Annotated in this window: 1 protein-coding gene; it reads left to right on the top strand. The window is 75.9% G+C overall.

Annotated features, from left to right (window positions below):
* A partial coding sequence (locus JNG39_RS21050; protein ID WP_368313918.1) for a hypothetical protein occupies positions 1-1,134 on the top strand: 1,134 nt, incomplete at both ends.

Raw genomic sequence — 1,134 nt, forward strand, 5'->3', positions numbered from 1 at the left:
CGGCGGTGACGCGGCCGGCGCATCTGGTGGTGCTGTCCGCGCGCAGCGCGGCGCAGCTGCGCACGCAGGCGCAGCGCCTGGCGGCGTGGCTGGCGGAGGACCGCGGGCACGCGCTGGCTGACGTGAGTCACACGTTGCTGACGGGCCGGCGGCACTTCGCCCATCGGCTGGCCTGCGTGAGCGAGGACATCGACGGGCTGGGCCGGCAGTTGGCCGGCTGGCTGGCCGGGGAGGCCGGCGCGGTGCGGGCGGGCGAGATCCGCGAGCGGGGCGTGCCCGAGCGCGGGCCGCACGGCGCGGAAGGCGAGGCCTGCCTGGCTGCCTGCGCGACGCTGGCGGTGACGGACGCGACGGCGTACCGGCAGCGGCTGGAGGGGTTGGCCGAACGGTTCGTGCAGGGCGAGCCGCTGGACTACGGACGGCTGTTCGCCGGTGGCGGGTATGCGCGGGTGCCGTTGCCGACCTATCCGTTCGCGCGCTCGCGCTACTGGGTGCCCTCGGCGCCGATACCGGGCGGGGAGACCACGGAGCCCATGGAGCCGATGGCACCGACGCGGAACGAGGGAACGGAGGAAGGGATGGACGAGACGTGCGAGGCGGCGCCGGCGTTCCCGCTGAGCGGCGCGCTGACTCTGGTGCCGGGCTGGTCGCCGATCGCGACGGACGAGGTGCCGGTGGCGCGCGCGCGGCACGACGGCACGGGCTGGGCGATCGTCGAGGACGACCCGGCGCGGCAGGCCCGCTGGCGGGCGCGGTATCCGGCCGCCGAGGTGCTGTCGGCGGCCGCGGTGCCGGCGCGGCGCGCGGCGCTGGCCGGGATCGCGCACTGGTTCTGGCCGCTGCCCTCGGCGCGGGAGTCGGTGACGGGGGCGTCGATCGTGGCCGGCCAGGCGACCGGGGTGATGACCGGCCTGGCGTTGTTGCAGGGCTTCGCGGCGGTGGCCGCACCGCTGTCGCTGACGGTGCTGACCCGGCGCAGCCAGCCGGTGCTGGGCGGCGAGGCGATCGATCCCACGCACGCGAGCGTATGGGGTCTGTTGGGCAGCGCGGCGAAGGAGTATCCGGCATGGCGGCTGCGCCTGTTCGACCTGGAGGATGAGATCGACGAGGTAGGCGAAGCGGACGCGACCGAGG

It is taken from the genome of Luteibacter sp. CQ10 (assembly GCF_040900725.1).
Lineage (GTDB): Bacteria > Pseudomonadota > Gammaproteobacteria > Xanthomonadales > Rhodanobacteraceae > Luteibacter.